At 41.6% G+C, this 24,304-nt stretch carries 22 protein-coding genes; 14 read left to right on the forward strand and 8 right to left on the reverse strand.

The annotated features are described in order from the left end of the window. On the reverse strand, positions 1–388 hold a 388-nt coding region (locus OU792_RS13495), incomplete at its 3' end, for an IS110 family transposase (protein ID WP_274670447.1). A 368-nt stretch (positions 389–756) separates the two neighbouring features. On the opposite strand from OU792_RS13495, the gene OU792_RS13500 reads away from it, so the two are divergent. After that, on the forward strand, positions 757–1,344 hold the full coding sequence (locus OU792_RS13500; protein ID WP_274670448.1) for a DJ-1/PfpI family protein: 588 nt from the start codon (positions 757–759) through the stop codon (positions 1,342–1,344). After that, positions 1,341–1,676 carry an antibiotic biosynthesis monooxygenase family protein gene (locus OU792_RS13505; RefSeq protein ID WP_274670449.1) on the forward strand — a complete coding sequence of 112 codons (336 nt, stop codon included), beginning with the start codon at positions 1,341–1,343 and terminating at the stop codon, positions 1,674–1,676. The genes OU792_RS13500 and OU792_RS13505 overlap by 4 nt, the downstream gene beginning before the upstream one ends. On the opposite strand, the gene OU792_RS13510 is transcribed toward OU792_RS13505, so the two are convergent. Both OU792_RS13510 and OU792_RS13515 read right to left on the reverse strand, forming a co-directional pair. Next, positions 1,664–2,170, reverse strand: coding sequence for a hypothetical protein (locus tag OU792_RS13510; protein WP_222583064.1), 507 nt, complete (start codon positions 2,168–2,170; stop codon positions 1,664–1,666). The two genes, OU792_RS13505 and OU792_RS13510, sit on opposite strands and share 13 nt — an antisense overlap. A gap of 7 nt (positions 2,171–2,177) precedes the next feature. Continuing rightward, positions 2,178–2,753: a hypothetical protein gene (locus OU792_RS13515; RefSeq protein ID WP_274670450.1), complete on the reverse strand. Its 576-nt coding sequence runs from the start codon at positions 2,751–2,753 to the stop codon at positions 2,178–2,180. 129 nt (positions 2,754–2,882) lie between these two features. On the opposite strand from OU792_RS13515, the gene OU792_RS13520 reads away from it, so the two are divergent. Then, positions 2,883–3,464 (forward strand): hypothetical protein, encoded by a 582-nt coding sequence (locus OU792_RS13520; RefSeq protein ID WP_222583063.1) that lies wholly within the window; start codon positions 2,883–2,885, stop codon positions 3,462–3,464. Positions 3,465–3,466: 2 nt separating this feature from the next. Then, complete coding sequence (locus OU792_RS13525; protein ID WP_274670451.1) at positions 3,467–4,528, forward strand: alpha/beta hydrolase; 1,062 nt, start codon at positions 3,467–3,469, stop codon at positions 4,526–4,528. A 207-nt stretch (positions 4,529–4,735) separates the two neighbouring features. On the opposite strand, the gene xylA is transcribed toward OU792_RS13525, so the two are convergent. From xylA to OU792_RS13545, 4 genes are all read right to left on the reverse strand, one after another. Beyond that, the gene (gene xylA / locus OU792_RS13530) at positions 4,736–6,049 is read right to left on the reverse strand and encodes a xylose isomerase (RefSeq protein WP_274670452.1); all 1,314 of its coding nucleotides are present in this window, start codon (positions 6,047–6,049) and stop codon (positions 4,736–4,738) included. Between the two features lie 32 nt (positions 6,050–6,081). Beyond that, positions 6,082–7,584: a xylulokinase gene (locus OU792_RS13535; protein WP_274670453.1), complete on the reverse strand. Its 1,503-nt coding sequence runs from the start codon at positions 7,582–7,584 to the stop codon at positions 6,082–6,084. A gap of 1 nt (position 7,585) precedes the next feature. Continuing rightward, positions 7,586–9,229 carry a sodium/sugar symporter gene (locus tag OU792_RS13540; protein WP_026945837.1) on the reverse strand — a complete coding sequence of 548 codons (1,644 nt, stop codon included), beginning with the start codon at positions 9,227–9,229 and terminating at the stop codon, positions 7,586–7,588. Positions 9,230–9,341: 112 nt separating this feature from the next. Continuing rightward, positions 9,342–10,133, reverse strand: coding sequence for an aminotransferase class IV (locus tag OU792_RS13545; RefSeq protein ID WP_274670454.1), 792 nt, complete (start codon positions 10,131–10,133; stop codon positions 9,342–9,344). A gap of 194 nt (positions 10,134–10,327) precedes the next feature. Here OU792_RS13545 and sdaAB point away from each other — a divergent pair, with 194 nt between their 5' ends. The 5 genes from sdaAB (at position 10,328) to OU792_RS13570 (ending at position 17,094) form a co-directional block, all read left to right on the forward strand. Beyond that, positions 10,328–11,005, forward strand: a complete 678-nt coding sequence (sdaAB, locus tag OU792_RS13550; RefSeq protein ID WP_026945838.1) for an L-serine ammonia-lyase, iron-sulfur-dependent subunit beta — start codon at positions 10,328–10,330, stop codon at positions 11,003–11,005. Positions 11,006–11,095: 90 nt separating this feature from the next. Continuing rightward, positions 11,096–12,433 carry a TolC family protein gene (locus tag OU792_RS13555; RefSeq protein ID WP_134202920.1) on the forward strand — a complete coding sequence of 446 codons (1,338 nt, stop codon included), beginning with the start codon at positions 11,096–11,098 and terminating at the stop codon, positions 12,431–12,433. Between the two features lie 3 nt (positions 12,434–12,436). Next, the gene (locus OU792_RS13560; protein ID WP_026945840.1) at positions 12,437–13,756 is read left to right on the forward strand and encodes an efflux RND transporter periplasmic adaptor subunit; all 1,320 of its coding nucleotides are present in this window, start codon (positions 12,437–12,439) and stop codon (positions 13,754–13,756) included. 212 nt (positions 13,757–13,968) lie between these two features. Continuing rightward, positions 13,969–16,209 (forward strand): heavy metal translocating P-type ATPase, encoded by a 2,241-nt coding sequence (locus tag OU792_RS13565; protein WP_274670455.1) that lies wholly within the window; start codon positions 13,969–13,971, stop codon positions 16,207–16,209. A 192-nt stretch (positions 16,210–16,401) separates the two neighbouring features. Beyond that, positions 16,402–17,094, forward strand: a complete 693-nt coding sequence (locus OU792_RS13570) for an SIMPL domain-containing protein (RefSeq protein WP_274670456.1) — start codon at positions 16,402–16,404, stop codon at positions 17,092–17,094. 19 nt (positions 17,095–17,113) lie between these two features. On the opposite strand, the gene OU792_RS13575 is transcribed toward OU792_RS13570, so the two are convergent. Next, positions 17,114–18,502, reverse strand: coding sequence for an arginine decarboxylase (locus tag OU792_RS13575; protein WP_134202917.1), 1,389 nt, complete (start codon positions 18,500–18,502; stop codon positions 17,114–17,116). Positions 18,503–18,724: 222 nt separating this feature from the next. Between OU792_RS13575 and OU792_RS13580 the strand changes: the two genes are divergently transcribed. From OU792_RS13580 to OU792_RS13600, 5 genes are all read left to right on the forward strand, one after another. Then, on the forward strand, positions 18,725–19,675 hold the full coding sequence (locus tag OU792_RS13580) for an arginase (protein ID WP_026945844.1): 951 nt from the start codon (positions 18,725–18,727) through the stop codon (positions 19,673–19,675). Positions 19,676–19,808: 133 nt separating this feature from the next. Continuing rightward, positions 19,809–21,599 (forward strand): arginine--tRNA ligase, encoded by a 1,791-nt coding sequence (argS, locus tag OU792_RS13585; RefSeq protein WP_222583053.1) that lies wholly within the window; start codon positions 19,809–19,811, stop codon positions 21,597–21,599. A 112-nt stretch (positions 21,600–21,711) separates the two neighbouring features. After that, positions 21,712–22,191, forward strand: a complete 480-nt coding sequence (locus tag OU792_RS13590) for a glutathione peroxidase (RefSeq protein ID WP_394373335.1) — start codon at positions 21,712–21,714, stop codon at positions 22,189–22,191. 12 nt (positions 22,192–22,203) lie between these two features. Beyond that, positions 22,204–23,115 (forward strand): 1,4-dihydroxy-2-naphthoate octaprenyltransferase, encoded by a 912-nt coding sequence (gene menA, locus OU792_RS13595; RefSeq protein WP_134202914.1) that lies wholly within the window; start codon positions 22,204–22,206, stop codon positions 23,113–23,115. A gap of 212 nt (positions 23,116–23,327) precedes the next feature. Continuing rightward, positions 23,328–24,182, forward strand: a complete 855-nt coding sequence (locus OU792_RS13600; RefSeq protein ID WP_134202913.1) for a universal stress protein — start codon at positions 23,328–23,330, stop codon at positions 24,180–24,182. Positions 24,183–24,304: the final 122 nt, after the last annotated feature.

The raw sequence follows: 24,304 nt of genomic DNA on the forward strand, positions 1-24,304 counted from the left end.
CCTGGATGACCTTTTTGGGAAGAGTAGTAGGGATAATCTTCTCCTGCTTTTCATAAAGATATTCAGCTATGTCTTTAGAGTCCGCCTTGTCTGACTTACCTCTTCTTATTCCCAAGGATCGCTTTAATTCAAGTCCTGAAATGATACAAAATGGAAGGGAGTGCTTCTCAAGAAACAAAGCAAGTTCTGAAGAGTAAATACCCGTAGATTCGAATCCGAAAAGCAATTCTTTAGCAAGTACTAATCCGGAGTTTTCCATCACCCATTCCACCAGCTCCTGATACCCCTGTTCATTATTATCAAAGACTGCGTGACAGTGGTTGATCATCAGATAGGCATCAAGGGTAGATTTACTTACATCGATTCCGATAATTGATTTGAATTTCATAATTTAGATGTTGAAGTTTAACAAAAGAGAGTTGCGGAAACTAAAACCTTTATAAGGCCTTCAAGCCTAAAATTCTAACTGGTTACTGGCAACTCAATTAAGAATGGGGACTGATACAGGCAATAGGTCACTAGCCTATGCGGCAGGAAAGTTCACCCCATTCTTTTTTAATTTATTAAATCTCTGAGTCACTTAATAATCGGAAAGATATTAGCTCTGATTTTCCCAAATAATTCTCCATTGCAAACCTAAAGGAGGCAGACAGGCATGACGCAAGCGACACACAGAGGGATGATTATAAATGCGAGATTCTCCCGAATCAAGTTCGGGACAAGCTATGTGACCGCTTTAAGACAAATTATAAACACATGAAAAGAATAGGGATTTTTATATTCGACAATGTGGAGCTCTTGGATTTTGCAGGGCCACTGGAAGTTTTTTCCATCGTGGGAGAAATCATCGGAAAAAGCGAATTGGAAGTGTTTACCTTTACGGACAATCAAAGCCCTATCAAGACCATTCATGGCCTTTCAGTCTCGGCTGATCTCAGTCTAGATCATCTTGAAAGCTTAGATTACTTGGTAATCCCGGGAGGAGATGGTTCCAAACAAGTGATCCAAAATGAGGGTCTGATGAATTCCTTGGAGCAACTCATTTTAAAATCTGAATGGACCATGACCGTATGCTCAGGGGCAAGAATTCCTGCTAAACTCGGTCTATTGGCTGATAAACCATTTTGTACGCATGCTTCGGTTTATGAGGATTTAAAAAGGATGGAACCCACAGGAATCCCAAGGCCGGATCAGCGTTTTGTCCAATCTGATAAAAAGCTATTTACTGCGGCAGGTATTTCTGCGGGCATAGATTTAGCCCTCTACCTGACAGCAAGAACTTTTGGAAAAAGCGTAGCTGAAAAAACTGCCGAATACATGGAATATCCAATGAATTACAAATGATCGCAAAGACGCCCTCACCACCCTATTATGCTGTGATTTTCACCAATCTCCTTACTGAGAACACAGATGGATATCAAAAAATGGCCGAAAGAATGGTTTTGCTAGCTGAAAAGCAAGCTGGCTACTTAGGCCACGAAAGCGCAAGAGATGGCCTTGGAATCACCGTGAGTTATTGGGAAAGCCTGGAAGCCATCAAAAATTGGAAAGCCGTCTCGGAGCATATTTTGGCTCAGGAATTGGGCAAAGAAAAATGGTATAAATTTTTTAAAACAAGGATTTGCTTGGTAGAGCGGGATTATGGATTTGAAAGAGAGTCAGATCAAAATGCGTAACCTAGGCTGATCCCGAACCAAAAAGGGAAAAAGGTACCTTGTCCGAATAATGGTGTCATGGAGGCTCGGAAAAGAAATCCACCCTCCTCAGGTTCCCTTCTATATCCAAAAATCATATGACCAACAGTCCCGGTTCCTACAGACCGACTATCCCCTACTGCAAATGCATTTGTACTATCCTCTGCACGGAGGAAAGTAGCTCCCGCCCCCATTTCGAAGTATTTTCCATTTTTCCCCAATAGGTAATTCAAGCCAACAGGTAGCGTTGCAACAGAATTTCCATCTATGGCGAAATAAGATAATCCAGCTTTAAAGCCTAAGCCATCAAAGCGCTTATCAAATCGCTGATCGTAATTAAATGAATAGCCCAAACCATTCCCAAAAAGCTCCACAAAAACTCCTCTTCCCCTTTCCCTCGTGTTTTCTTGTGCAAAGGAGATTGTCGATACGGACAACAGTAGCAAGATGACTGTAAAAGTGAATAGAGATTTCATGGTTATATTAAAATGCATATCCAACCCCTATTCCAGCAAAAAGAGGCCAGAAGCCATTATTGTTAAAAATAGGATTCAGATTGACCTTCCAAGTAAATCCACCGTCAACAGGCACTCTTCGGTAACCAAAATTCATCGTACCCATGATGCTTGGTGAGCCATCTACATCGAGAATAAAATTGTAGGTACTAGTTTGAATATTCGTACAAATGTATTCACCGGTATTTTGGTCAAAATATCCATTAGAGCAATAATCATAAGACGAGTTATCAAAAGCAAAGAAGGTAGCTCCAAAACCTAATTCAAAATAATGGGGCCCCTTGCCATACAATCTATTAACCATGATAGGCAATGAAAAAAAAGAATCCCCATCCGGAGAGAGTGTATAGCCCCCTGCTCCAATCCGCATACCCCAAGAATTGATATTATCCTTGTCGAAACGGAAATCATAATTGAAACTATATGGAAGACCAGCTCCACCTAGTTCCACATAGACGGCCTTGGTTGGAGATGTAGGACTTTCCTGTGCCAAAACGAAATTTGAAAAAGTAATGGCAAGAATGGCGAGTAAAACTTTTTTCATTATAGAGGATTTTGTTCTTGTAACGCAAGACTAAAAGAAACGATACAGTTTTCCATGAAAATTGTTAAAGATTCTTTCAAAAATTTTCAGGTGATATAATTCTCTTAAATTAGGAAGGCATTTGGACGGATGAAAAAGAAATTAAAAGCATTATCGATGGTGATTGTGGGTTATTTTACCCTACTAATTGGACCTTCATGTGTCGAGGAACAATTGCCTGATCTCTTTGCCCGCTGCCCAGATCCGCGCGATGCTAATGCGATTGACATTACAGTCGATTTTGCTCCCTATCTCACCGATCGTTATGCTACCTCTTCTGATACGGTTGACTTCGAAGATTTTTTTATGGTCTTGGATTTGGAGGCTGAAGTATTGTCCGAAACTAGTTCCTCTTGGACATTTGGAAGAGCCTATGCGCTTTCATGTGCTCCGATATACAATTTCAAAAACATCTCCAATATCGCTGTGACTTTGCGTGAACCTTTTGATGATCTATCAGCGGGTACGGATATTTCCTATCTCTTTGAAACCTTAGAAGGCACTCAGCTTTCGGATTTGAGAGACTTTCAGAATTTCATTCCTACTTTTGGGCTTTATTATCAAAACACTCCCGAAAACTTCTCACAAATGTCACTAAGAATATTTCTATTCCTGAGAGATGGAAGGCAAATACTAGTCGATACCACTTCCCCTACTTTGAAAACCAACTAATTATGCTGAAAAAGCTGTTTTTATTCATTTTCGCAGCAGCGATGATCATAGCTGTAGTGTATATGCTGGGCCCAAAAGTAGAAAGACAAGAACTGACGATCGAATATCCTGAAGTTCCCACCCGACTGACAGAACTCGAGTCCTATCTTCAAACGCGAGAGGATACGGTCATCGGTCTGAAAGAAGGTAATCAGGCCTATATTCAGTGGGCTGATGAAAGCAATAAGCGAAAAACCCCCTATTCCATTGTTTACATCCATGGTTTTGGAGCCAGCCCCATGGAAGGTGATCCGGTGCATCGATTTCTAGCAGAGCATTTTGGAGCAAACCTTTTCGTGACAAGACTTCCGGAGCATGGGATCAGACGGGAAAATGGAATGGAATACTTAAGTCCTCAAGTCTTAGCCAATGCTGCTGGCGAGGCCTATCAAATTGGAAAAAGCCTTGGCGATGAGGTCATTATAGTTGGAACATCCATGGGTGGAGCTTTGACCCTACTGCTCGCTTCACAGCAGCCGGATATCAAAGCAGTTGTGGTGTACTCACCTGCTATTACTGATTATGGAGGAAGATTGGAAGCTTTATTTAGTCCCTGGGCTCAGTGGATCATGGAAAAGACAAGCATGAAAAACAAAGTGCTCCATCAAAACCGAGAGGGAGAAAAAGCAGCCTATTGGTCTGAGGACTACCATAGCAATGCCTATGAAAGCCTAGCGGTGATTATGTATGGGAATATGGAAGAAAAAACCTTCCAAAAAATCCGCCAACCACTTATGCTAGGATACTATTATAAAAATGATGAAGAGCAGGACAAGGTAGTATCAGTGCCAAAAATGCTGGAAATGTACGAGCAGCTTGGAACTCCCACCGAATTGAAAAGAGAGAAAGCATTCCCGAAAACGGGCGATCATGTGATTGCCAGTTCCATTACTTCCAAGGATTGGGAAGCGGTCTTATTTGAAACCATTGATTTTCTGGAAAATGTAGTTGGCATTCCTGCTAACCCCAAATTTCAGGAAAATATTGAAGAATTGACTAAGGCTAACGAACTGATGAAGAATTAAAAAAAGGCCCGAAAATTCAAATGATTTTCGGGCCTTTTGGCTTTAATCAATTAAAATCTAATTATCTACTTTTTACAATTCAAATTGTGAGCGGCTTAAAACCCGTTTTGAGGTTCAGCTTCCGTCCGCTTCACGCTTCTAGCTTCAAGCTTCCGACCAGAAATAAATAGAAAATCTTACAAAGGTCTTAAAGCTAATATTCGCATTTTAAATAAATCTATTCAGAAGATTCTCATAGTATTCCTGCTTGCCACTTATTTGCTCAGGTTCACCTGCCACAGCTGCATAGGTTCTCAAATCTTCCAATCCAAGTTGACCTTCTTCAAATTCCTTTCCTTTTCCTGAATCAAAGCTTTTATATCGATTGATTCTTCTCTCCAGGTAATCAGATTTTTCGAGGATATCCTGAGCGATCAACATGCTCCTTGCAAAGGCATCCATACTTCCGATATGAGCTAAGAACAAGTCATCTGCATCTGTTGAATTTCTTCTGATTTTTGCGTCAAAGTTGACACCACCACCTTGAAGACCTCCGGAAGTCAAGAGCACAAGCATCGCTTCTGTAAGTTCCTGAAGATTCAATGCAAACTGATCGGTATCCCATCCATTTTGATAGTCTCCCCGATTCGCATCTATACTTCCCAAAAGCCCTGCATCGGCAGCTACCTGCAATTCATGCTGGAAAGTATGCCCCGCCAGAGTCGCATGATTCACTTCGATATTTAATTTGAAATCCTTATCCAAACCATAGTGACGGAGGAAACCGATGACTGTTGCAGAATCATAGTCATATTGATGCTTGGTTGGCTCCATTGGTTTTGGCTCGATGAAGAAGGTACCCTTGAATCCATTCTTTCGGGCATAGTCTCTAGCCATGGTTAGAAAACGTGCAAGGTGCTCCGTTTCTCTTTTCATATCGGTATTTAGCAAGGACATGTAGCCCTCTCTACCTCCCCAAAACACATAGTTCTCTCCATCCAATTTGATGGTAGCATCAATGGCATTCTTAACCTGAGCTCCAGCCCAAGCCACCACATCAAAATTAGGATTGGTGGAAGCTCCATTCATATAGCGCGGGTTACTGAATACATTCGCAGTACCCCAAAGCAACTTTATTCCTGTTTCCTGTTGTTTCTGCTTCGCATAATCAGTGATGATTTCCATTCGCTTTTCATACTCAGCAAGCGAAGCTCCCTCATCTACCAAATCCACATCATGGAAACAGTAGTACGGTGCTCCAATCTTTGTAATAAATTCAAAAGCAGCATCCATTTTGTCCTTCGCACGTTGTACAGGATCTGGATTTTTATCCCAAGGATGCTGAATAGTCCCAGGTCCGAATGGATCACCGCCCGTTCCGCAGAATGAATGCCAATAGGCAATGGCAAACTTGAAATGCTCTTTCATGGTCTTTCCGCCTATCATTCGATTCTCATCGTAGTAGCGAAAAGCTAAAGGATTATCACTTTTGGGTCCTTCAAAAGGGATTTTTCCTATCTCTGGAAAATAATTTGTTGACATATAGGTTATGTTTAGGTTTGATATTTTTCGAATTATAAGTCCATTTTTTCAATATCTGAAAGCCGTTTTTTCCATCGGGAAAATAACTCTTCGTATGGCTCAAAGAAATTTTCATTGGGTTCATAGGTTTCGATCAACTGAAGCCCTTCAAAAGCCTCTGATTCATTGGAAAATAAACCCATTCCAATTCCTGCACCCCGAGCAGCTCCTTGAGCTCCATCCGTATCATAAAGCTCCAAAGTCACCCTATTCATATGAATAAAAGCACTTCGGAATATTGGACTCAAAAACATATTTGCCTTTCCGGCTTTTACGGTTTTGAGATCCAAACCCATTTCATTCATAATTTGAAATCCATAGGTCAATGCAGAAACAATTCCTTCCTGTGCTGCTCGAAGCATATGCCCTTTGCTATGCTTCAGCAAATCAAGCCCTATCAGATGAGCGCCAAGTTGTCGATTTTGGAGAATTCGCTCGGCTCCATTTCCGAATGGAAGGAAAATTAATCCGTCTGAACCGATGGGAGCAGATCTTGCCGAGGTATTCATTTCAGTATAGTTGATATGACTTCCTCCAAGGAGTTTACGCATCCAACTATTCAGAATTCCAGTCCCATTGACACAAAGCAAAACGCCGTAAGAGGGTTTTTCTTTAGCATGGTTGACATGGACAAAGGTATTCACTCTCGAAAGTGGATCATGAAGAGGCGTATCACAAACCCCATAGACAGTACCTGAGGTACCGGCAGTAGTGGCAAGCTCTCCCGGCTTCAATACTTGCAGCGAAAACGCATTATTGGGCTGGTCCCCCGCTCGGTAAGCTACAGGCACCCCTACTTCTATACCCGTCAGCTTGGATGCTTGGGCTGTTACTTTTCCTTGCTCAGAAAAAGAAGGAACCGCCTTAGGCATCCAGTTCTTATCGATTTGGTAATTTTTTAAAACGGAATCACTCAAGCCATTTTTCTGGAAATCCCAAAAAATCCCCTCAGAAAGACCTGTCTCTGAAGTCATAATTTCACCCGTCAACTTCATGGCAATAAAGTCCCCGGGAAGCATCATTTTATGAATTTTAGAGGCAATCTCGGGTTGATTTTCAATCACCCAGCGAAGTTTGGATGCAGTGAAATTTCCAGGGGAATTCAAAAGATTATTCATGCAATAATCTTCGCCCAGAGACTGGAAAGCTTTTTCGCCAATTCCAACCGCACGGCTGTCGCACCAAATAATTGAAGATCGAAGTACATTTTGATCCTTGTCGACCAAAACCAGTCCATGCATTTGATAGGCGATACCGATTCCTTTCAGTTCGCCCTTTTTGACATTTGCATGCTTGATTACATAGCGTGAGGCTTGCTGTACATATTTCCACCACATTTCTGGATCCTGCTCAGCATAGCCTGTTTCAGGAGCATCGATGGGCATTTCTTCCTCTGGAAATGCTTTTGAGACAATAGGTGCTCCAGTATCTGCATCCAATAGAGAGGCTTTGACGGAGGAGCTTCCGATATCAAATCCAATTAATAAGCTTCTCATTCTACCAGAAAATTATATAGAGTGCCGCTATAATACCCGAAATCAAAAATGCCCCAATTTTGAAACTGGTACTGGTCTGGAATAGCTCCTTGTTTACATCGATACTGTTTGGATGATCCTTACCTTTTCCTTCGTACAAACTGATCACAATCATCAATGCCGCAAGTACCAAGAAGACAATCCCCATTCGGTCAAGGAAAGGAAGATCAGGGAATGCTAATTTCAACACTACTGAAAGCGGAATACTCAACCCTGCACCTACCAAAGCTGCATTGGAAGTGGTTTTCTTCCAGAATACTCCAAAGAAGAAAATCGCAAAAACCCCTGGACTGATGAACCCTGTATACTCCTGAATAAACTGGAAGGCCTGATCTAATTGTCCTAAAGCAGGAGCTACAAAAGCTGCAATCACGAAAGCAACAACAGCCGTAATTCTGCCTACTCGAACCTGCTGAGTTTCTGTTGCATTTTTACCAAAATATTTGCTATAGATATCCATGGTAAAAATCGTAGAGGTACTATTGGCCATGGAAGCCAAAGAAGACACAATTGCCGCTGTCAAGGCAGCAAAAGCAAGCCCTTTCAATCCTACAGGAAGTAATTGCAAGAGCGTGGGATAAGCCCGGTCTGATTTAATCAAGCCAGTAGCAGGATCTTCCATGGAAGAGATGAAGCTCGCGTCCATACCATTATTCACGATCACCAGTGCCGCAATTCCAGGAATTACCACAATCAAAGGCATTAAAATCTTTAAGAAACCGGCAAAAATCATCCCTTTCTGGGCCTCATCAAGGCTTTTTGCAGCTAGAGCACGCTGCGTGATATACTGGTTAAAACCCCAATAGCTCAGGTTGGTAATCCACATTCCACCTACCAAAACACTTAGGCCTGGCAGATCTTTATACGCATCATAAGTTCCTCCCTTTCCATCAGGAATCATCATTTCTCCCTTGGATAAAATCATTGAGAAATGGCCCGGAACTTCTTTTCTAAGTAGGCCTAAACCTTCCCAAGCATCTCCATTACCGACCATTTGCAAGGCAATGTAGGTAGTCGCAAGACCACCCGCGATTAGGAAAAAGACCTGAACTACATCAGTCCAGGCTACTGCTTTGAGACCTCCATAGATGGAATAAATCATCGCAAAAAGAGCCAAGCCGATAATTCCGTAGGTCAGGGGAATGTTCAAAATGGTATTCAAACTCAAGGCTCCGAGATAAAGCACCGATGTCAAGTTGACAAAAACATAAAGAAGAAGCCAAAAGATCGCCATGGTGGTTCTCACCCTTGTATCGTAGCGATCCAAAAGGAATCCCGGCATGGTGTAGATTCCTTTTTTGATATATACCGGTAAAAAGAAAATAGCCACCACCAATAAGGTCGCAGCCGCCATCCATTCATAGGTAGAGATTGCCAATCCAAGGGCAAAACCTGAACCGGACATTCCGATAAATTGCTCTGCAGAGATATTGGAAGCAATGAGTGAAGCACCTACCGCCCACCAGGGCAGTGCTTTGGAGGCTAGAAAGTAATCTGAGGAGTTTTTTACGTGTCCTTTTTTTTCACGAGAGACAAAAAGCCCCATTCCGACAATCAATAGGCAGTATCCAATGAATACCGCCAGGTCTAAAGGTTCTAAGAGCATAGGATTTTGGGTTGTAAAGCTACTAAATAAGGTTTTGGTTTAAAGACTAAGGGATAAATAGGGACTAAATATAAAACTTTCATGCAAACGTCTGCGTCCCTTTCACCCATTTTCAAATAGAATTTTTGTAAAAGGCCAAAAGGTAATCCGGGAGATCGGTTTGAAATGCTTTGGAACCAATCTGTCCCAACATACTGATCCCAGTCACATTACTTACCCATACCCGGTCCGATTTTAAAAGATCATCCATAGGAAAAAGATCTTGGACAAATTCAATCCTTTTTTCCTCCAAAAAATCGAGGAAACTCCTACGCATCACTCCTCCGATACATCCAGATTCCAAGGAAGGAGTATAAATCTCCCTTCCTTTTTCCCAAAAAATATTTGCTGCTCCTGCTTCAGCCACATTACCATGATTATCTAGGAGAATAATTTCATCCGCCCCATTTCTCTTTCTTTCCAAATTGGCCAAAACGTAAGGTATCCCATTCAAGGACTTGCTTGAGGAAAAAATACTGGGGTTTAATCGAATTCTTTCAGAAATTATTGCTCTATGCTTAATAGCTGGAGCTCTATGAAAATCAGAAATCTGAAGGACCTGAACCACATCAGATGATTCCGGAGTGTATTTTCCCTTTCCGGCCCTAAAGACAGTCCAACGAAGACGGGATTCACCATGCAGATTCAAAGATTGTAAGAGCTGGAGTAGGCTATGCTCTTGCAGACCTGATACTGATAGTTCAAGGATTTCCATCCCATGTCTGAGTCTATCTAGATGAAAATCGAAAAGCCTTATCTTTTCTCCATCCCAATACATCGTCTCGAACAAACCATCACCAAAACTCATGGCACGATTGGGTAAATCAATCTGACTTGTGGAAGACCAAGTATCAGATTCGGACATTTTTATAAAAATTGTATCGCTAGCGTTCATTAAACCGTTCATTTTCGAACATAAAATCCCACAACTTATTTAGACCTTTGTTAAATTTCGCCATTGATATAAAGATTTTTCTTCTAATTGACTAAATATTTACATTTTTGGACCGTCGAAATGATCCTAGCTTTCATTAGCATCATTATTGACTATTTCGGGCAATGGCAGGTAAAAGTAGTGTATTTGATATGATCGGGCCAGTAATGATTGGACCTTCTTCTTCCCATACCGCGGGTGTGGTCCGAATAGCTCGTGCTGCCATTCGGGTATTGGGGGAGACACCGGATCATGCAAGCATTGTCTTTTACAATTCCTTTGCGAGAACTTATGAAGGACATGGAAGCGACCGTGCGATTATTGGCGGATTGATGGATTTCAAAACTGATGATGAGCGAATTCGAGAAGCTTTAGATTTGGCAAAGTCAAGCGGCTTGACTTACCAGTTCAAATCCATCGGCAACTCCTCTGTTCATCATCCCAATACGATTAAGCTCAACCTCAAGAAAGGTGAAAAGTCAGTGGAGGTAGTTGGAGAAAGTCTCGGAGGTGGGCTCATCAACATTGCAGAAGTGGATGGATTTGTAGCCAATTTTTCGGCTCAGTTTCATACACTGATCATAAAGGCTCAGGATATTTCAGGAGCAATTGCTTTTATATCTTCAGTCATCGCTCAGGAAAAAGCTAATATTGCTACCATGTCAGTTTCGAGAAAGGGAAAAAATGACCTAGCTTGCCATGTCATTGAGATGGACTCAGGGATTAAAGCACTTACCCTAGAATATCTCAAGTCGCTCTCTTGGGTAAAAGAATTAATCTACATTCCAGATATAGATTTATAGAATAAAGTGAATTGAAACTTTAAAAAATTTTAAACGCAACTTACAACAAGCATCTGATTATAAACAGATTAACCAAAAAAACTAAACCAAATGAAGAAACTTTTATTAGGTTTTGCATTAATGTTTGGAGCTTCTTTTGGAGTGAATGCACAAAACGCCGGTCCTTACGACCTGGAGACCGCTGTGACTATTGCTCTAGAGAATAACCTAACTTTAAAGCGAAGCGAATTAAACCAACTTAATAACGAAGCAAACCTGCTAAGTACAAAAGGCAACCGCTACCCTACCCTTTCCACTGGTGCTAGTAGTGGTTTTAGATGGGGGCGTTCGATCAACCCTGTGACCAACTTGTTTGAAACTGAGAGAATCGGAAACATCAACCTTTCCATGAACTCAAACATGACTCTTTTTGCTGCAGGAAGAATCAACAACGCGATCAATCAAAACAAAGCGGATTTGGAAGCGGGTCAATTCAATATCGAGGCTACCCGAAACAATATCACCTTAAATACAATCAACCTCTTTATCAATGTGGTTTTTAATAGAGAGCAGGTAAAAATCGCTGAGAATCAATTAGAAACTACAGAAGATCAACTTGCCCGTACAACTACCTTGGTTGAAGCAGGTCAGTTGCCGATTTCAGATCAATTAGACCTAGAGGCTCAGAACGCTACCAATCAGCTCGAGGTGATCAATGCCAAAAATGCTCTGCGAATTGCAAAATTGAACTTAGCACAAGCAATGCAGATTCCATTCACAGAGGAATTTGATATTGTAGATCCTGAGTTGGAGATAGATCAAAACTTGATGGCAACGGAGACTCCAGCTATGATTTATGAAACTGCTGTAGAAATTATGCCTGAAATTGCAGCTGCTGAGAAAGCAATCGAAAGTGCTGAATATGGAGTAAAATCGGCTAAAGGAGCCTTTTATCCATCTATTGGACTAGGAGCAAATATTTTCTCAAACTACGTAGACCGGGTTTTTGGTACGGAAAGACCAGGCTTTGGGGAACAGATCGAGAATAACCTTTCTCAATCCTTGAACCTTAGCTTGAATATCCCAATCTTCACACAGTTCAACAATAAAGCTTCCTTACAAAGAGCGCGCGTTTCGCGCCAAATCGCCGAGGTGGCAGAATTGGAAGCCAAGAACCAATTGAGACAGGATATTGAAACAGCTTACAATCAGGCGCTCGCTGCTAGACTTTCCTACGAAGCTTCGCAGACAAGAGTAGAAAGCCTTGGAGAAAGCTTCCGAATTGCTCAGCAACGATTCGATCTGGGCGCTATCAATTCGGTAGATTTCCAAGTTGCTCAGACTAACTTCTTCAATGCCCAAGCGGATCTACTAAATGCTAAATACACTTACATTTTCCGAGTGAAAGTTCTTGACTTTTACCTAGGTAACCCCATCAACCTAAACTAAACCATGGCTACTAAAAAATCCAACAAATCACTCTATTACCTCCTTGGCGTAGTCGCCTTGATTATTGTTTTTGCAATCATTGCTAAATCTGCCGGATGGATTGGCGGAGAAAGAACTACTTCCGTACAAACCGCAAAAGCTAAGAAAACCAAGATTATCGAGAAGGTCTCTGCATCAGGAGAGATTCAACCAGAAATCGAAGTAAATCTTAGCCCGGATGTCGCTGGAGAGATCATTGAACTCAATGTCGCAGAAGGAGATTCTGTGGAAATGGGTAAGCTTTTGGTGAAAATCCGCCCTGACAACTTTATCTCTGCACTTGACAGATCCAGAGCAAACCTGAATCAGCAGCAAGCTAACCTTGCGCAAGCAAGGGCTAGTCTTCAAAGAGCAGAAGCACAGTTTACCCAAAGCGAGCTAAACTTCAATCGTCAAAAGGTCCTTTTCGAGCAAAAGGCTATCTCAGAAGCTGATTATGAGCAGGCTGAAGCAAACTACATTTCTTCCCAAAAGGATTTGGAAGCTGCCAAGCAAAATGTAGTTGCTGCAGAATTTATCGTGAAAAGTTCGCAGGCAACCGTCAACGAAGCAGCTGAAAACCTCCGGTTGACCAATGTTTACTCTCCTGTTTCGGGAATCGTATCCAATCTTCTTGTCGAAAAAGGTGAGCGTGTTGTAGGTACGCAGCAGATGGCTGGTACAGAAATGTTGACTATTGCTGACTTGACCAAAATGGAAGTCCGAGTAGATGTAAATGAAAATGATATTGTCCGTCTAGCCAAAGGAGATACCACAATCATTGAAGTGGACGCTTATTCTTTCTCAGGAAAGAATTTCAAAGGAGTAGTGACAAGCATCGCTAATACTGCCAATCAAAAAGCTTCGGCTGATGCGGTAACTGAATTTGAGGTGAAAATCAGAATCCTCAACTCCTCATATGCTGACCTAGTTGCTGAAGGAAATCGCTATCCATTCCGACCTGGAATGACGGCATCTGTAGAAATTATCACCACTGAAAAGTCTGATGTTCTTTCAGTCCCACTTTCGGCCGTGACTACAAGAGAAAGCGAATTGGACACCCTATCTGATGGAACTACCCGCATGAAGGAACTCATTTTCGTGGTAGAAAATGGCACTGCCAAAATGCGTACTATTAAAACAGGTATTTCTGACTACCAAAACATTGAGGTATTGGAAGGACTTTCAGAAGGCGAGGAAGTTATTTCAGGCCCCTACTTCACTGTCAGTAAAGAATTGAAAGATGGTGATAAAGTAGAAGTAACAAAAGCCCCTGCTATGGGCGAAAGTATCGCAGAGAATTAATTCTACATCTTTTTTCAAAAAGCTTTCTTTCGAAAGTCTATCGGGAAAAACCCTTCATTTAGACTCTAGAAAGAAAGCTTTTTTATTTCCCTCCTTAGCACCCAACCGAACTTTTTCAGCGGATATTTTTTTATGAATTTGTGTGATTTGATACAATTTATTTATCTCATAAGAGTCACCTTTACCAGCTAGATTGATTTTCATTTTTAACTATGGAGCAAAGTACCCTCGACAAACAAAGCACAACACGCATTTTCCCCGTAACGGGAATGACTTGTGCTGCCTGTGCTTCCAGCGTAGAAACTATTTTGAGCTATACCGATGGGGTTGTTTCTGCAGCAGTAAATTTTGCCAGCAATACCGTAAAAGTCGAATTTGAAGAGGGTATTGATCCACAGCAGCTTCATGAGGCTTTAGCAGATGTTGGCTATGGTCTGATCATTTCTGACAAAAAGGTTCAAGACAGTGTGGAGGAAGCTCAGGCCGAGCAATATCAAAAAATCAAAAAGCAAACGATCGGAGCAGCCATTCTCAGCATTCCTGTTTTCTTACTGGGAATGTTTTTTATGGATTGGCTACCAGGAAGGTGGACCAGTCTTGTTTTGACCATTCCGGTCCTTTTCTATTTTGGCTCTCACTTTTTTGTCAATGCATGGAAACAGGCAAAAAGTGGAAAGGCCAACATGGATACCCTGGTTGCTCTATCCACTGGAATCGCATTTATCTTTAGTAGTTTCAACACAATTTTCCCTCAAATCCTCAGAAATCAGGGACTAGTACCACATGTGTATTTTGAAGCTGCGGTGGTGATTATCACTTTCATTTCCTTCGGAAAACTCCTGGAGGAACGCGCCAAATCCAGTACTTCTGCCTCATTAAAAAAGCTGATCGGACTTCAGCCTAAAACACTTACAAGACTGCGTGGAGAAAAATCCGAAGAAATCCCAATCGAAGAAGTCCAAAAGACAGATGTCATTTTGGTCAAGCCCGGTGAAAAAATCCCTGTGGATGGTCAAGTAATCGAAGGAGTGTCTTTCGTGGATGAAAGTATGATTTCGGGAGAACCAATCCCAGTAGAAAAGAAATCCGGAGATGAACTTTTTGCTGGCACGATCAATCAAAATGGGAGTCTTCAACTTCAAGCCACGGCCGTAGGCTCTGAAACTATCCTTTCACAGATCATTCAGCGAGTTCAAGAAGCTCAAGGAAGCAAGGCTCCGGTACAAAAATTGGTCGATAAAATAGCCGGAATCTTCGTTCCCACAGTGATGGGTATTTCGATTTTAACCTTTATCATTTGGATGGTTTTTGGTGGTGAGAATGCACTTACGCAAGGAATATTAGCATCCATTGCCGTTTTGGTGATTGCCTGTCCATGTGCACTAGGTCTAGCGACCCCAACCGCTGTCATGGTGGGAATGGGAAAAGGAGCAGAAAACAATATTTTGATCCGCGATGCGGAAAGTCTCGAGCTTGCTCATCAGGTAGATGCGATTATTTTGGATAAAACCGGAACAATTACCCAAGGCAAGCCTGAGGTCCAAAACGTAAAATGGGACAATGATTTGGATCCGGAAGAGCTAAATAGACTTTCTGGAGCTTTACTTGCAATGGAATCCCAATCCGAGCATCCCCTAGCCAAGGCTATTTCTAAGAGCCTACAGGAAAGTGGCGTTAAAGCCAAGAAAGTAGAAGACTTCCAAAATCTCTCAGGCCGTGGAATTCAGGCTTTCTTCGAAGGTAAAAAGTTACTGATTGGAAATCAGAGTTACATTCAGGAAAATGGTATCGAAATCCCCGAAGCCTTCACTGATATTTCAAAAGAAGCGATGCTTGACGGAAGTTCTACCATTCATTTTGCAGATGAAGAAAGAGTCCTTGCTATTTTCAATATAGCCGATCAGGTTAAAGAGGGTTCTCTTGAAGCTATCAAAACTCTCCAAAAGGACGGGATTGAAGTTCACATGCTGACAGGAGATCAACAGAGTGCTGCTGAGAAAATCGCAAAAAGTACCGGAATTAAGCATTTTAAGGCAGGAGTACTTCCTTCTGAGAAAGGTGAATATGTGGAAATGCTGAAATCCCAAGGCAAAAAAGTGGCCATGGTTGGCGATGGCATCAATGACTCGGAGGCACTAGCCCGAGCAGATGTAAGTATCGCAATGGGCCATGGATCGGATGTGGCCATGGATGTGGCAAAAATCACGCTCATCACCTCCGATCTTAGAAAAATCCCCCAAGCAATCCACCTTTCTAAGTTGACAGTCAAAGGAATCCGGCAAAACCTGTTTTGGGCATTTATCTACAATGTAATCGGTATCCCGATCGCTGCAGGTTTGCTATATCCGATCAATGGATTTATGCTTGACCCCATGATTGCAGGAGCGGCCATGGCTTTCAGTTCAGTATCCGTGGTGGGAAATAGCCTTTTGCTCAAGAGGAAATCGCTCTAAAGTTTGTTAAGTGAAAACTTCTTAAGGATTGTAGCATATATTTTGCAAATTAAGTTTTCGTAAAAAATCTCAAAATCATGAAATCGAGTATGGTTTTGCAATCACACAATGATATGACTATTGTCATGCGAGATTCTCCCGAATCGAGTTCGGGACAAGCTATGTGACCTTTGAAAATCAAATTATAAACACATGAAAAAATTAATTCTATCATTTTTCGCCTCCATTTTGATCCTTGGTGCTTTCTCCGCAACAGCACAGCAAATGGAAAACATTCCTATCATCGAGGTGATCGGGACTGCCAGCAGAAGTACAGCGCCTGATCAGGCTACATTCAATATCCTTTTAGAGGAAAAAGCCATGAATGTGCCCACAGCGACAGGCGTATTGAATACCAAGACAAAAAACCTCGCCGATGCCCTAAAAAAGGCCAGAATCAAGGACTATAAACTAGTGGCGGATAATTATTCTGTCAACGTCAATCGGGTAAAGCGAGGCAACTCCCTACAGGACAGTGGATTTGTGGCTAGACAATCCTTAAGAGTGGTTACAACCAGCCAAAATGAAGACTTGCAAAAAATCTCAGAAGCCATCCAATCAGCGGGAGATATGAGTTATCAACTACGATTTGAGCTTTCCGAAGAGCTCCAAAAATCACTGGAAAATACCCTGATCACCGAGGCACTAAGAGACGCTCAATCCAGAGCGAGATTGATTGCGGAGACTTTGGGAATTGCATCCATTCGTGTCCATCATGTTACTTTCGAACAGGATCTTCAAAAAGGCATTCGAATGATGTTGGGCGACTCGGAAAGCAGCCCAATGCTTATAGCCCCTGATAATCAGGATATTTCAAAAAGAGTATACGTGAAATATACCTATTGATAAAAAGCGAGGTCTTGGGTTAATACCCCAAGACCTTTAGCATACTTTCTTGTGTTTGATCCTCCGCAAAAAGGCGGTGAGTAACTTTTCCATTTTCATCACGATCAATCAACACATGCTTCGGCGCAGGAATCAGGCAATGCTGAATTCCCCCATACCCACCAAGTGATTCCTGATAAGCACCCGTGTGGAAGAATCCAATGTATTGCTTTTTCCCTTTTTGAACTTTAGGAAGATAAATATTAAACTGATGCGCCTCTGAGTTGTAATAATCCATGCTATCGCAAGTCAGACCGCCGAGTGAGATATTGTGATATTCCTCATCCCAGTTATTCACTGCGAGCATGATGTATTTTTGATTAAGTCCCCAGCTATCAGGCAATTGCGTGATAAAGGACCCATCGATCATATACCACAGCTCCTTATCATTTTGTAGCTTTTCATCCAAAATAGAATAAAGAACTGCCCCACTCTCCCCTACTGTATAGCTACCAAATTCAGTGAAAATATTCGGCTCAGTAGTGTTGTTTTTGGCGCACATCCATTTGATGTTCTTGACGATTTGATCTGCCATGTATTGGTAATCATAGTCAAAAAAGACATTGGTCTTGATCGGCCAACCGCCTCCAATATCCATAGTATCGAGACTTGGAGCGATTTTTTTCAGATCCACATACTTCTGAATAAAGCGAGTTAATTCAGACCAATAGTAAGCCGTATCCCTTATTCCTGAATTGATAAAAAAGTGCAGCATTTTCAGGCTCACCAAAGGATGATCTTTGATTTTTTCCTCGTAAAGCTTGATGATATCATTGTAACGAACTCCCAATCGGGAAGTGTAGAATCCAAACTTTGGCTCCTCATCAGCAGCAATTCGAATTCCTACCTGAAATGGCACTTTCACATGCTCCAAATAGTAATCGATCTCACTTAGATTATCTAGAATCGGCACGCAGTTTTTGAATCCGTCATTGAGCAATTCGGTGATGTATTGCTTATACAAATCACGCTTGTACCCATTACAGATAATAAAGGTATCCTTGGTGATTTTTCCACGCTCAAATAAAGTTCGCACAAGCGGAATATCGAAAGTGGAAGAGGTTTCGATATGAATATCATTTTTCAACGCCTCATCCAATACAAAGCTGAAATGCGAAGATTTGGTACAATAGCAATAAGTATAATTCCCCTTGTAATCATGCGTTTTCATCGCATTTCCAAAGTAAGACTTAGCGTTTTGAATGCTTTCAGAAATCTTTGGAAGATAGGTCAGTTTGAGCGGTGTTCCGTAGGTTTCAATTATCTCCATCAAGTTGACCCCATTGAAGAAAAGTTGGTTGTTTTCTACATGGAATTCCTTGGTAGGAAAGTCAAAAGTCTGTTGAATGAGGTCTATATAACGATTCATTTTTAAATATTTTCTTCTTTACAAAACTGCCACAAAATTTGGGGAATCCCATGAATTTTCAAAAACAAAGGTGCTCCCATTATATATAATTTATTTAATACTGCTTGTGTTTGAATTCCTCAGCTTCATTGGGCATCTCAATTGCCAAATAGCTGGATAAGCTAGATTCCTTAGAGTATATTAAGTACTTTTGCAAGCTGAAAATAATCCACCCAAAATACCATGAGAGATATCCGACTCGTAGAAGTACGATCTGAAATAGCTGCCGGCACACGAGGCGCGAGTTTAGGAATAGACGCACTCAAAATTGCTTCCTTGGATGCTAAATCAGACTTTTTTACTCAGTTTGACCCGATCAATGTGCCAGATGCCAATGATTACCTCTGGAAAGGCAATAAATTTCCTCATGCCAAGTACATTGATGGCGTATATCAGGTTTTGAAAAATGTGTACAGCACTATCGAATCGCTTAGAATCGACAAGAAATTCCCAATAGTCCTGGCAGGGGATCATAGTACTGCAGCAGGCACCATCATGGGAATCAAAGCAGCCCATCCCGATAAGCGCTTGGGCGTGATTTGGATCGATGCACATGCAGATCTCCATACCCCATTCACCACTCCTTCCGGCAATATGCATGGAATGCCCTTGGCTATGGCTTCGCAAACAGATAATCCTGAATGCAAGATTAATGAGCCTTCGGAGGACACTTTGATGTTTTGGGAGCGTATCAAAAATATCGGTGGCAATTTCCCAAAAATCAACCTTGAGGACATCGTTTTCATTTCGGTAAGAGATACAGAGTCACCGGAAGATTTCTTGATAGAAAAGCACGGAATCAAAAACTTTAAAACCAAAGAAGTACGGGAATTGGGAATCCAAGAAGTAGCCAAGCAAAGTCTGGAAATTCTGAAGGATTGCGATCAGATTTACATTTCCTTTGATGTGGATAGTCTGGACTCTTCCATTTCGGTAGGTACTGGAACACCCGTTCCGGATGGCCTTACGGTGAAAGAGGCCATCGAACTCAATGCAGAGCTCATCAAAGACAAGCGTGTCTGCTGCTGGGAAATTGTGGAAGTCAATCCTACTTTGGACACCGAAAACACCATGGCTGAAAACGCCTTTGAGGTCCTGGAAGTCACCACCAAATCTCTTGTAGATAATTTCTAAGGCATTTATTCAAAATAAATCCGGACGGCGACAGATAAAAATCGAGAAAACTGATTTATTACTGAAGCAGTCTTAAATTTGGCATTCAAAATATATCAACCTGCTTCGGCTTATTTACTGCTAAAAATCTAGCATGACCATACAAGAAAACATCCAAAAAGGCCTCCAACTTGCCTTTCAAAATATCTTTAATCATTCAGTAGAAACCCAAGATTTGGCTTTGGCCCCAACCCGGAAGGAGTTTGAAGGGACATATACTTTTGTGGTTTTTCCCTATTTGAAAATTTCCAGAACTACTCCTGAAAATACCGCGACTTTACTCGGTGAATACCTTCAGGAAAATGTCAAAGAAGTAGCAGGCTTCAATGTGGTCAAGGGTTTCTTGAATCTTGTGCTCAATCAAAGTTCTTGGTTGGACCTTTTTACAAAAATCTACCAAAACTCTTCCCGAGGCCAAATGCCTTCCAATGGTAAGCGGGTCATGGTAGAGTATTCTTCCCCAAACACCAATAAACCCCTTCACCTCGGGCATTTAAGAAATAACTTCTTGGGTTATTCTGTGGCTCAAATTCTGGAGGCGAATGGCTATGAAGTGATCAAATCCAATCTGGTCAATGATCGGGGAATTCACATTTGTAAATCCATGGTCGCCTATCTCCGATTTGGAAATGGAGAAACTCCTGAGTCATCCGGACTAAAGGGAGATCATCTTGCTGGAAAGTATTATGTGCTTTTTGACAAAGAGTACAAAAATGAGATCAAGGAACTGATAGCGTCTGGACAGACAGAGGAAGCTGCAAAGAAAAATGCTCCAATCTTGCTTGAAGCTCAGGAAATGCTTCGAAAGTGGGAAGCAAATGATCAGGAAACAGTTGCTCTTTGGAAGCAGATGAATACTTGGGTCTATGCAGGCTTTGATGAGACTTACCGAAAAATGGGCGTGGAATTCGACAAGTTTTATTACGAATCTGACACTTATCTGCTTGGGAAAGATATTGTAGAAGAAGGGTTACAAAAAGGCGTCTTTTTCAAGAAAGAGGACAATTCTGTTTGGGTAGACCTGACTGATGAAGGACTTGATGAAAAGTTGGTTCTTAGAGGTGATGGCACGTCGGTTTACATCACTCAGGATATGGGTACTGCGGATTTGAAATATGAGGACTTCCAGATTGACAAGTCTGTCTATGTAGTTGGAAATGAGCAGGATTACCACTTTGATGTGCTCTTCAAAATCCTCAAAAAACTAGGCCGTCCATATGGCGAAGGTTTGTATCATCTCTCCTATGGCATGGTAGATTTGCCTACCGGCAAAATGAAATCCCGCGAAGGGACAGTGGTAGATGCAGACGACTTGATGCAAGAAATGGTCGATACTGCTGAAAAACACACTAAAGAACTGGGGAAAATTGAGGGATTCAGCGCTGAGCAGGCAGAGGAGCTTTATCAGATTTTAGGACTTGGAGCCTTGAAATACTTCCTTCTGAAAGTGGATCCGAAAAAACGAATGCTCTTCAATCCGCAGGAATCCATCGAATTTCAGGGATTTACCGGGCCATTTGTCCAATATTCCCATGCTCGGATCGCCTCCATCCTTCGCAAGGCCGATCAGATTGGAGTAGATTATCAAAATCCGGATTTCACAGGAATTGGCTTTATTGCTCAGTCCGAATCTGATTTGATCTACCTGCTCAACGAATTTGAAAATAAACTCAGACTAGCTGGTGAGGAATATTCGCCATCGATCATTGCGCATTACCTCTTTGAATTGGCTAAGGAGTATAATCGCTTCTATGCGGATCAACAGATCTTTGCGGAGGAAAATCCCGAACTCGTAGCCTTCAGAGTTGCACTTTCTAAATTAACCGCCCAAACAATCAAAAAAGGGATGGGTTTATTGGGTATACAAGTACCAGACCGAATGTAATATGCAAAAGCTTTTAACTTTCATTTTTGCCCTTGGCATCCTGTCCTGTGGCCGAACACTAGAAAGACCTGAGAATCTTCAGGCAGGAATGTTACCCGTAAATACGAAAACTATGGAATCAGAATTTTACAATTTCAAACTGAAAGACCTTGATGGCAAAGAGGTGAACTTTGAGCAATTCAAAGGGAAGAAAATCCTTGTGGTGAATGTAGCATCTAAATGTGGCTACACTCCTCAGTATGCTGCCTTACAAGAGCTGCACGAGAACTTTGGAGATAAAATCCAAATTCTTGCCTTCCCTGCCAATAACTTTGGGGGACAAGAGCCTGGTTCAAATGAGGAAATCAAAGAATTTTGCTCTACCAATTACGGGGTGACTTTCCCGGTTTTTGAAAAAATATCTGTGAAGGGATTTGATAAACATCCTCTCTACAGGTGGCTTTCTGATGAAAACCTAAACGGTTGGAATAATCAAGAACCAACCTGGAATTTCTGTAAGTACTATATCAATGAAAAAGGAGAATTAGAAAAATTCTTCCCTTCATCCGTCGCTCCATTGGATGAGGAAATCTTGGCATTGGTAGGAGCTTAATTCAGAATCTTAGTGAAGCACTCCATTACAACAAAAAAAGAAGCCTGGCTGCATGCAGTCAGGCTTCGTACTTTACCTTTGGCTTTGGCCAGTATTTTTGCGGGATCAATACTTGCCGCTTACTACGGGATTTTTCGATTGGAAATTCTAATTCTGGCCTCCTTAACCACCATTTTTTTACAAATCCTCTCCAACCTATCCAATGATTATGGGGATACGGTTCATGGGGCTGATTCTCAGGAACGTGAAGGGCCTGTAAGAGCAGTTCAGTCTGGGCTGATCACTTTGTCCGAAATGAAAAGAGCCATGTATCTATTTGGAATGCTTTCATTCATTTCTGGAATCAGCTTGATTTATCTAGCCTTGAATGATTGGATCTTATTTAGTGTATTCTTGGGATTAGGAATTTTAGCCATTTGGGCATCTATTTCTTACACCTCGGGCGTAAATCCATACGGATACCTAGGATTGGGAGATTTATCGGTATTCCTGTTTTTCGGAATCTTGGGAGTAGCAGGAACGTATTTTCTGCATGGTTTAGAGCTTATTTGGCCCATATTTTTAATAGGCGGATCTTTGGGCTGCTTTAGCACGGCAGTTTTGAACATTAATAATATCAGGGATATCGAATCGGATCAAAAAGCCGGAAAGCGATCCATTCCTGTACGCATAGGAAGAAGGGCAGCTGTGCGATACAATTGGATTTTGATCATAGCTGGATATTTTTTCTTGTTGATATTTTGCCTGATTACTGAAAACTTCAATGGACTACTAGCTATTGGAGCTCTGGCAATGATGATCCCGATTGGATTGGGAGTACAAAAGGCCAAAAACCCGAAAGAAACAGATCCATTTTTGAAAAAAATGGCATTGAGCACCTTGTTTTGGGTCATCCTTTTGGGTGTGGGCTTATTGCTTTTTTGAAATCGAGCCTGCCAAAAGGAGACAGGCACTTCACAAGCGACACATACCGGGATACCCCGATGGATCGAGGAATTCCGACGAGATTCCATAGCCTGCCCCGATTATTCGGGGTGGTCTTTGAAAATCAAATTATATGCACATGAAAGCTGATAAAAGTCCTTTTTTGCTAAGGAAATTATGCTAATTTGGCATAAAACATTAATCCAAAAACCATGACTAAAGTACTTGTACCTTTTGATTTTTCGGAAGAAGCCCAAAACGCATTGGATTTTACTTTGGCTTTTGCCAGTAAACTCGATAATGTTTCCATAGAGGTTCTTCACGTCTTAGAGATTCCCGCTACCACTAGTATGGGCACCATGGGCGGAGGTGAAATGATGGGAGATATAGAGAATCAGATTTTTTTCGTAGAACTCATGGAAAAGCGAAAAAAACAGCTGAGTGATTTAGAAGCTGCTCATCAGAATAAACCTTATGCCTTTAAAAGCACCATCAAACTTGGTAATGCTTTCAAGAGTATTCAATCATCCATCTTGGAAGAAGATCCGGATTTAGTTGTCATGGGTTCTAAAGGCTCTTCAGGTCTGGAAGAAGTATTGATCGGATCAAATACAGAAAAGGTAGTTCGCACGGCCCGCTGCCCTGTCGTGACCATCAAATCTAAAGTCAACCCATCAGATTTGAAAAAAATAGTCTTTGCAAGCGACTTTAGAAGCAATTCAGCTGAAATCGCAGCTCGATTGAAAAGATTGCAGCATATTTTCGGGGCTGAGATTTTCTTAGTGATTGTCAATACACCAGGGAATTTTGAAACTACCAGAGAGTCCATTTCCAGAATTAAGCGATTCGCTAAAGAATTTGGATTCGAAAATGTGAAAGCAGAGGTCTATAATTCTACTTCTGAAGAAAATGGCATCATCGAATTTGCCGAGGATATAGATGCAGATCTAATTGCTATGGCCACTAGTGGGCGTACAGGCTTCCTACATCTAATCACTGGCAGCATCGCTGAAGATGTAGTCAATCATGCCAAGCGGCCTGTTTGGACGCTTCGGGTAGAAGATTAATTCTTAAAAAAGACAGTACTAAGAGACTGTCTCAAAGTGTATTTACGTCATCGGGATCCCGACAAAGTCGGGAGAAGCCCGCCTACCGGAGGACAGGCGATCTCATTGTTGATTTAACTTAG

It is taken from the genome of Algoriphagus sp. NF, assembly GCF_028823735.1.
Classification (GTDB): Bacteria; Bacteroidota; Bacteroidia; order Cytophagales; family Cyclobacteriaceae; genus Algoriphagus; species Algoriphagus marincola.

Bases quoted from the DNA above. Each gene is read 5' to 3' on its own strand.
- OU792_RS13570 (WP_274670456.1), top strand. From the start codon at position 16,402: ATGAAAAAATTAATTCTATCATTTTTCGCCTCCATTTTGATCCTTGGT.
- OU792_RS13575 (WP_134202917.1), bottom strand. From the start codon at position 18,502: ATGAATCGTTATATAGACCTCATTCAACAGACTTTTGACTTTCCTACC.
- OU792_RS13505 (WP_274670449.1), top strand. From the start codon at position 1,341: ATGATCGCAAAGACGCCCTCACCACCCTATTATGCTGTGATTTTCACC.
- OU792_RS13510 (WP_222583064.1), bottom strand. From the start codon at position 2,170: ATGAAATCTCTATTCACTTTTACAGTCATCTTGCTACTGTTGTCCGTA.
- OU792_RS13600 (WP_134202913.1), top strand. From the start codon at position 23,328: ATGACTAAAGTACTTGTACCTTTTGATTTTTCGGAAGAAGCCCAAAAC.
- argS (WP_222583053.1), top strand. From the start codon at position 19,809: ATGACCATACAAGAAAACATCCAAAAAGGCCTCCAACTTGCCTTTCAA.
- OU792_RS13565 (WP_274670455.1), top strand. From the start codon at position 13,969: ATGGAGCAAAGTACCCTCGACAAACAAAGCACAACACGCATTTTCCCC.
- OU792_RS13515 (WP_274670450.1), bottom strand. From the start codon at position 2,753: ATGAAAAAAGTTTTACTCGCCATTCTTGCCATTACTTTTTCAAATTTC.
- sdaAB (WP_026945838.1), top strand. From the start codon at position 10,328: ATGGCAGGTAAAAGTAGTGTATTTGATATGATCGGGCCAGTAATGATT.
- OU792_RS13555 (WP_134202920.1), top strand. From the start codon at position 11,096: ATGAAGAAACTTTTATTAGGTTTTGCATTAATGTTTGGAGCTTCTTTT.
- xylA (WP_274670452.1), bottom strand. From the start codon at position 6,049: ATGTCAACAAATTATTTTCCAGAGATAGGAAAAATCCCTTTTGAAGGA.
- OU792_RS13580 (WP_026945844.1), top strand. From the start codon at position 18,725: ATGAGAGATATCCGACTCGTAGAAGTACGATCTGAAATAGCTGCCGGC.
- OU792_RS13535 (WP_274670453.1), bottom strand. From the start codon at position 7,584: ATGAGAAGCTTATTAATTGGATTTGATATCGGAAGCTCCTCCGTCAAA.
- OU792_RS13545 (WP_274670454.1), bottom strand. From the start codon at position 10,133: ATGTCCGAATCTGATACTTGGTCTTCCACAAGTCAGATTGATTTACCC.
- OU792_RS13525 (WP_274670451.1), top strand. From the start codon at position 3,467: ATGCTGAAAAAGCTGTTTTTATTCATTTTCGCAGCAGCGATGATCATA.
- OU792_RS13520 (WP_222583063.1), top strand. From the start codon at position 2,883: ATGAAAAAGAAATTAAAAGCATTATCGATGGTGATTGTGGGTTATTTT.
- OU792_RS13560 (WP_026945840.1), top strand. From the start codon at position 12,437: ATGGCTACTAAAAAATCCAACAAATCACTCTATTACCTCCTTGGCGTA.
- OU792_RS13590 (WP_394373335.1), top strand. From the start codon at position 21,712: ATGGAATCAGAATTTTACAATTTCAAACTGAAAGACCTTGATGGCAAA.
- OU792_RS13500 (WP_274670448.1), top strand. From the start codon at position 757: ATGAAAAGAATAGGGATTTTTATATTCGACAATGTGGAGCTCTTGGAT.
- OU792_RS13540 (WP_026945837.1), bottom strand. From the start codon at position 9,229: ATGCTCTTAGAACCTTTAGACCTGGCGGTATTCATTGGATACTGCCTA.